Below are 7,354 nucleotides of genomic sequence, written 5' to 3'. Positions count from 1 at the left end.
ACTGCGACACCCGCCGGGGACGGGGCCGAGGTGACGACGCTCGCCGAGGTCTTCGGCCCGCCCGACGGCGACCCGATCGCGCTCGGGTCGGTGAAGTCGATGATCGGCCACACCATGCCTGCGGCCGGAATCGCGAGCCTGGTCAAGGCCGCGCTCGCGCTCCACCACGGTGTCCTGCCGCCGACCCTGCACTGCGACGACCCGCACCCCGAGCTCAAGGCGACCCGGTTCGAGCCGATCACCGAGGCCCGTCCCTGGCCGCGCAACGGCACGCCGCGCCGGGCCGGGGTCAACGCGTTCGGATTTGGCGGCATCAACGCGCACGTCGTCCTCGAACAGGCGCCGACACTGACACCGACGTCTGCCGCGCCGGCAGTGCTCGCGCAGCCGCCGCAAGAGCGCATCCTAAAGCTCGCCGCCGCCGACCCGGCCGCGCTCGCGGCGCTGCTCGACGCCTCTGACGACTCGCTCATGGCGCAGGTCTCTGACATGCCGGGCGCCTGCCGCGTCGCGATCGCCGATCCGACGCCCAAGAAACTCGCGCTCGCCCGCCGCGTCCTGGCCAACGGCAAACCGTGGCGCGGACGCAGCGACATCTGGTTCAGCCCGCAGCCGCTGCTCGCCGACGGATCCGAAGGCCGCATCGCCTTCGTCTTCCCCGGCCTCGAGGCCGACTTCACCCCGCGCGTCGACGACGTCGCGCACCGAGTCGGCGCCTCGATTGGCGACCGCTCGGCTGGCGGTATCGGTCAGCACAGCGTCGGTGAACACGGTGTTGGTGAACACAGCGTCGGCGCCCACGGCGTCGGCGTCGTCGAGGTCGGGCGGCTGCTCGCGCGGGCGCTGGACGGCATGGGCGTGACCCCGGCGGCCGTCGCAGGGCACAGCGTCGGCGAGTGGACCGCCATGATCCACGCGGGCCTCTTCTCCGGCCCCGCCGTGGACCGGTTCATCGAGGGCTTCGACCCCGACTCGGTGCGCGTGCCCGGCCTGGTGTTCGGCGCGCTCGGCACCGGGGCCGACCGGGTCGCCACCACGCTCGCCGACGCGAAGTACTCAGGCATCGCGCTCTCCCACGATAACGCACCGAACCAGTGCGTAGTCTGCGGACCCGAGCAGCAAGTCGACGAACTGATCAGGGACCTGCGGAAACGGAACGTCCTGTGCCAGGTGCTGCCGTTCCGCTCCGGTTTCCACACGCCCATGCTGCGGCCCTACCTCGGCCCGATCCTCGACGCCACGGCGCAGTTCGAGCTGCACCCGCCGCGCATCCCGGTATGGTCGGCCACGATCGCCGCACCCTTCCCCGGTGATGAGGCGGCGGTGCGGGAGCTGTTCACGCGGCACCTGCTCGAACCTGTACGTTTCCGGCAGCTGATCGACGCCATGTACGAGGCCGGATTCCGGGTGTTCGTCCAGGCGGGCACCGGCGCGCTGGCGACCGTGGTGGACGACGTGCTGTCCGGACGCGACCACCTCGCCATCGCGGCGAACGCGCCACAGCGCGACGGCCTCGCCCAGTTGCGCCGCGTCGCCGCCGCGCTGTGGGCCGAGGGCATGAACGTGCACGAACTCGGCGAGCGCGAGACGCCGCGACGCCGCGGCCTGCCGACGAAACTCGACCTCGGCGGCGCGCTCGTCTCGCTCGACGGCCGGATACCCGCGCTGTCGGCCGCGCGCTCGCCGTCGGCCGAACTGAGCGGCCTCGACGCACTTGCCGCGCAGCAGCCCGTCGCCGCCGAAGTGGCCGCCCTGCTGCGCGAAACAGCCGTGAGCGCCAACGCGATCATCGCCGCGCGTCTCGCCCGGCACCGTCCAGCGCCGCAAGTGGAACCGGCGCCGCAACCAACGTCCAGGCCCGTGCGATCGACGCGGCTCACCGTCGATGTCAATACGATGCCTTACCTGCTCGATCACTGCTTCTTCAAGCAGCGCGAAGGCTGGCCAGACGTGTCAGACCTCTTCCCGGTCGTCCCGGCGACCACGGTCATCCACCACATGATGGAGGCTGCGGAACGCTCGGCGCCCGGACATCGGCCGGTCGCAGTGCACGCCGCCCGCTTCGACCGGTGGACCGCAGCCACGCCGCCGGTCGAGATCGAGATCACCGCGACGCCCGACCCCGCCGCACCCGGCCGGCTGAAAATCGCCTTCGGCTCCTACGCCCGCGCCACCATCGAGGTCGCGCCCGACTTCCCACGGCCGCCCGCGCCGTGGCCGGTGGACCGCTCCGCGCAGCGGGCTCCCGAGACCTCGGCGGCTCAGCTCTACGCCGACCGCCACATGTTCCACGGCCCCCGCTTCCAGGGTTTGACCGAGCTCACCGCGATCGGCGACCGCCACGCGCGCGGCACGATCATCACGCCGGCCGCGCCCGGCGCCCTCCTCGACAACGTCGGCCAACTCCTCGGCTACTGGATCATGGCCACCCACGAGCGTCGCAACGTGGTCTTCCCGGTCGGCATGCGGCGGATCGCGTTCTTCGGCCCGCCGCCCGCCCCCGGCACCCGCCTGGACTGCCATATCAGGATCCGCGAAGTCGACGACACGGACCTGGTCGCCGACGCGCAGCTGACGATCGGCGGGCGGGTCTGGGCCGAGTTCACCGGCTGGACCGACCGTCGCTTCGGCAGCCACCCCGACACCTGGGCATTCGAGCGCGCCTCAGGTCTGGCCACCCTCTCCGCCGCCGAGCCGGGCGACTGGTTCGCCGTGTTCGACCGCTGGTCCGACCCGGCCTCTCGAGACCTGCGGATGCGCAGCTACCTCAGCGCCGCCGAACGCGCCGACTACGAGTCCTGCCCTCCGCGCACCCGCAAGCAGTGGCTGCTCGGCCGCATCGCCGTCAAGGACGCCGCGCGCCGCCACCTCTGGAACTCCGGGTTCGTCGAGGGCCCGCTTTACCCGGCCGAGCTGCGCGTGTGGAACGAGCAGAGCGGCAAGCCCCGGATCAGCGGCATGCACGGCATGCAGGTGCCGCCGCTGGAGGTCTCGCTCGCCCACTGCGGCGAGGTCGGCGTCGCGCTCGCCCGGCCCGGCGGCCCGCACGCGTCCGGCGTCGGCATCGACGTCGAACCCCTCGTGCCACGTGACCAGACCACGCGCGACTTCGCCCTCAGCGACGCGGAACAAGCGCTGCTCGCCGAACTCGTCGCCGCCGACCCCCGCCCCCGCGATGAGGCGGAGACGCTGTGGTTCGCCCGGTTCTTCACCGCCAAGGAAGCCGTCGGCAAAGCCGAGGGCACAGGTCTGGCCGGGAATCCGCGCGCCTTCGCGGTCCTCTCGGCCACCGAATCAGGCCTCGTCGTCGAGGCGCGGCGCGGCGCCCCAGACCCCGCCCGCCGCTACCAGGTGCACACCGCCGTGCTGGCCAACCCGGACGATCTGCCCGCCCGGACATACACGGTGGCCTGGACCCAGGGCCCGGACACCCCCACCCACGATCAGGAGAGCGACACATGAGCCCGACGACCACCGGCTCGTTGGAGCGCACCGTACTGGCCGAGATCGCCGAGCTGCTGCGGGCGATCCTCGACGAGTACGGACTCCACGACGCCGAGATCGCCATGGACACCCGGTTCTACGACGATCTCGAGATGGAGAGCATGGACCTGGTGGCCCTCGGCGGGAAGCTGGAGGCCCGCTACGGCAGCCAGGTCAACTTCGCCGAGTTCGTCGGCGACCTCGGCCTCGAGGAGATCATCGCGCTGACCGTCGGGCAGCTGGTCGAGTACGTCGCCGACACGCTGCGCGCCGCGGAAGTGGGCTGATCCCGGTGCCCGTGATCACGGCCAACGGCATCAGGCAGAACTACGAGCTGATCGAACCGCGCGACGGCGCCGGCGACGCGCCGACGATCGTGTGCGTCCACGGCCTGCTCATCGACAGCCTCGCCAGCTACTACTTCACCGTCGCACAACGCCTGCGCGACGCCGGGCTCCGGGTCCTGATGTACGACCTGCGCGGCCACGGCAACACCGAGTGCCCGCCGACCGGATACCGAATCGACGACTTCATCGACGACCTCGCGGCCCTCCTCGACGCGCTCAGCATCGCAGAGCCCGTCTACATCCTGGGCAACTCTTTCGGCGGCACGCTCGCGTACGGCTTCGCCGAACGACACCCCGAGCGCACGGCCGGCCTCGTCAGCCTGGACTCCGAACCCGCCACCCAGCGGTGGTCGGACGTGATGGCGCCGGTGCTGCACCGCGCGGCCACGAAGCTCGGCAGCATCGAGGCGACACTCTGGCTCACCGCGCACTACGGGCGGGACGTGACGCGCCGATCCAAGCGGGCAAAGCGGGTGCTCGACGCGACGACCCTGGAGCGGGACCTGCCAGCCGGCCGACTGCTGGACGACGCGCTGCTGTCCACGATCCGCTGCCCCGTCCTCGCCGTGTACGGAGCCGAATCGGAGACCGGTCTGGCCGCCCAGGCGCCGCTGCTGGAGTCGCTCATGCCGCGCTGCACGAACGCGATCCTGCCCGGACAGGAGCACTCGGTCCTGGTCGAGGCGCCGGCCGTGGTGCTCGACCTGGTACTGCGCTGGATCGGCGAGCACCGCCTCGACGGGGTCGGCGCGGGAGCGGAGGCGCAGGCGGGGTGAGCCGGTTCCTGTTCGTGGTGCCGCCGCTGGTCGGGCATGTGAATCCGACGCTCGGCGTGGCGGCGCGGCTGGCCGAGCAGGGGCACCAGGTCGCCTGGGCCGGACACGCCGAGTTCGTCACGCGGCTGGCCGGGCCCGAGGCCGCGGTGCTGCCGTGCGCGCTGCCCCACGCGGACGGCGCGGCGGTCGAGCGACCCGCCGACCTGCGCGGCCCCGCCGCGCTCAAGTTCCTCTGGGAGACGTTCCTGATCCCCCTGGCCGAGGCGATGATCCCCGGCGTCTACGCGGCCGTGGACGAGTTCAAGCCGGACGTCCTCGTCGTCGATCAGCAGGCGGTCGCCGGGGCGGTCGTGGCGCAGCGCACCGGCATCCCGTGGGCGACCTCGGCGACGACAGCGGCCGAACTCGCCGACCCACTCGGCGGCATGCCGAAAGTCGCCGCCTGGGTCCGCGAGATGCTGCTCCACCTGGAGTTGCGCTACGGCGATCCAACCGCGGCCGCGTCGGACCGGTATCAGTGCACATACGGTGACCTGCGTTTCTCACCGCACCTGGTGCTGGCGTACAGCTCCGCCGAGCTGTCCGGCTGCCACGACGAACTGGGCGACACGCTGCGCTACGTCGGTCCGTCGATCGCCGTGCGCCCACACGACCCCGGATTCCCCTGGCACGCGCTGCCCGAGGAGGCGCCGCTCGTCCTGGTCACGATCGGCACCGCGAACTCAGACACGGGAGGCGAGTTCCTCAACGCGTGCGCGGCGGCGCTCGCTGACCGTCCGGAGCTCTTCGGAATCTTCGCGGACCCAGCCGAAGTCGTCACGCAACCGCCCGACAATGTCCTGACAGCCCACCACGTGCCCCAGTTGGAGCTGCTTCCGTGGATCAGCGCCGTGATCTGCCACGCCGGCCAGAACACCGTGTGCGAGGCGCTCTACCACCGCGTCCCGCTGGTCGTCGCGCCGATCCGCGACGACCAGCCGATCGTCGCCCAGCAGGCCGCGGAGGCGGGCGCGGCGATCAGGGTCCGCTTCGGCCGCGCCCGAGCCGACCACGTCGGCGCCGCGCTCGACACGGTTCTGACGTACCCGCAGTTCCGGCAGGCCGCCGCGCGGGTCGCGGAGTCCTTCCGCGCCGCCGGAGGCGCCGCCGCCGCGGCCGAGCACCTTGTCCGTTTAGCCGCGCACGGCAAGCCCTGACTTCGGGTCCAGGCCCGAGTCAGGGCGACACCGCACGTGACGGCGGTGCACCGTCAGTGGTGGAACGCCGTCCTGCTCTCGATTCCGTGCTCTGACAACGGACCCGGCTGGCGGCGCAGTTCGGGCAGCACTCGGTTCATGTCCTTGAGCAGCAGATCCGCCAAGTCCTCGGAGAAGCCGTTGCGGCACACCACGCGCAGCACGGCCAGATCGGTGCGGTTCTCCGGGAACGTATACGCGGGCACCTGCCAGCCGCGCTCGCGCAGCCGCCGCGACACGTCGAAGACGTCGAACTCCTTGACGTCGGGCGTCGTCGTGAACGCGAACACGGGCAGCTCGTCGCCGCGGGTCAGCAGCCGGAACGTGCCGCACGCCTCGATACCGTCGGCCAGGTGCCGGGCCACGTCCCGGGTCGCCTGCTGCACCGCCCGGTAGCCGTCCCGGCCCAGCCGCAGGAAGTTGTAGTACTGCGCCACGACCTCGGCGCCCGGACGGGAGAAGTTGAGCGCGAACGTCGGCATGTCGCCGCCGAGGTAGTTGACCTTGAACACCAGCTCATCGGGCAGCGCCTCGGCGTCCCGCCACAGCGCCCAGCCGACGCCGGGGTATACGAGGCCGTACTTGTGCCCCGAGGTGTTGATCGAGGCGACCCGCGGCTGGCGGAAGTCCCATTCCAGGCCGGGGTCGAGGAACGGCGCGATCATCGCGCCCGAGGCGCCGTCCACGTGCACCGGGATGTTCAGCCCGGTGCGCTGCTGGAACGCGTCCAGCGCCGCGCAGATCTCGCCGACCGGCTCGTAGCTGCCGTCCATGGTCGAGCCCATGATCGCCACGACGCCGATCGTGTTCTCATCGCACATCGCCACCGCGCGCTCGCCGTCGAGGTGGTATTTCTCGCCCTCCATCGGCACCAGGCGCGGCTCGACCTCCCAGAAGTTGCAGAACTTCTCCCAGCACACCTGAACGTTGATGCCCATCACCAGGTTCGGGCGGGCCGAGCCGGGATAACGGTCCTCGTTACGCCGCATCCATCGGCGCTTAAGGGCGAGCCCGGCCAGCATGCACGCCTCGCTCGACCCGGTCGTGGAGCAGCCGATCGCCGCGCCCGGATCCGGCGCGTTCCACAGATCGGCCAGGATCGCGACACACCGCCGTTCGAGTTCCGCCGTCTGCGGATACTCATCCTTGTCGATCATGTTCTTATCCGCGCACTCCGCCATCAGGACGGTCGCCTGCGGCTCCATCCAGGTGGTGACGAACGTCGCGAGGTTCAGCCGCGCATTGCCGTCGAGCATCAGCTCGTCGTGGATCAGGCGATAGGCCGTCGACGGCAGCATCGGCCCGTCGGCCAGCCGGTTCACCGGCGGCGCGACCTGCATCGAGCCGAGCGGATCGGCCTCCGAGAGCAGCGGATTGACGGCGAGGCGCCGGTCCCCGGTCCGGCCTTCGTGCAGTCCCATCGTGAGCCTCCGTGGTCGTGATCCCAGTGGCGCCGCGTGTGCCTGACGGCCACGACCACCTTTCCACTCGTGGGAGTTGGCCGCGAGCAGCG

At 71.3% G+C, this 7,354-nt stretch carries 5 protein-coding genes; 4 read left to right on the top strand and 1 reads right to left on the bottom strand.

From position 1 onward, the window contains the following. The 4 genes from VGZ32_RS03385 to VGZ32_RS03370 form a co-directional block, all read left to right on the top strand. Positions 1-3,462, top strand: a 3,462-nt coding sequence (locus VGZ32_RS03385; RefSeq protein WP_326884305.1) for an acyltransferase domain-containing protein, incomplete at its 5' end; no start/stop codon positions are given. Further along, the gene (locus VGZ32_RS03380; protein WP_326884304.1) at positions 3,459-3,770 is read left to right on the top strand and encodes an acyl carrier protein; all 312 of its coding nucleotides are present in this window, start codon (positions 3,459-3,461) and stop codon (positions 3,768-3,770) included. The genes VGZ32_RS03385 and VGZ32_RS03380, both read left to right, overlap by 4 nt. Before the next feature lie 5 nt (positions 3,771-3,775). Continuing rightward, positions 3,776-4,606, top strand: coding sequence for an alpha/beta hydrolase (locus tag VGZ32_RS03375; RefSeq protein ID WP_326884303.1), 831 nt, complete (start codon positions 3,776-3,778; stop codon positions 4,604-4,606). Further along, complete coding sequence (locus VGZ32_RS03370) at positions 4,603-5,802, top strand: glycosyltransferase (RefSeq protein ID WP_326884302.1); 1,200 nt, start codon at positions 4,603-4,605, stop codon at positions 5,800-5,802. The genes VGZ32_RS03375 and VGZ32_RS03370 overlap by 4 nt, the downstream gene beginning before the upstream one ends. Before the next feature lie 53 nt (positions 5,803-5,855). Here VGZ32_RS03370 and VGZ32_RS03365 read toward each other — a convergent pair whose 3' ends face one another. After that, complete coding sequence (locus tag VGZ32_RS03365) at positions 5,856-7,262, bottom strand: glutamate decarboxylase (protein ID WP_326884301.1); 1,407 nt, start codon at positions 7,260-7,262, stop codon at positions 5,856-5,858. Positions 7,263-7,354: the final 92 nt, after the last annotated feature.

It is taken from the genome of Actinocrinis sp. (assembly GCF_035938995.1).
Taxonomy (GTDB): domain Bacteria; phylum Actinomycetota; class Actinomycetes; order Streptomycetales; family Catenulisporaceae; genus DASZGI01.
Note: the sequence above shows the minus strand (reverse complement) of the source record. Positions and strands in the feature narration are given on the sequence as shown.

Coding starts and splice junctions, on each gene's coding strand:
- VGZ32_RS03380 (WP_326884304.1), top strand. CDS start 3,459: ATGAGCCCGACGACCACCGGCTCGTTGGAGCGCACCGTACTGGCCGAG.
- VGZ32_RS03365 (WP_326884301.1), bottom strand. CDS start 7,262: ATGGGACTGCACGAAGGCCGGACCGGGGACCGGCGCCTCGCCGTCAAT.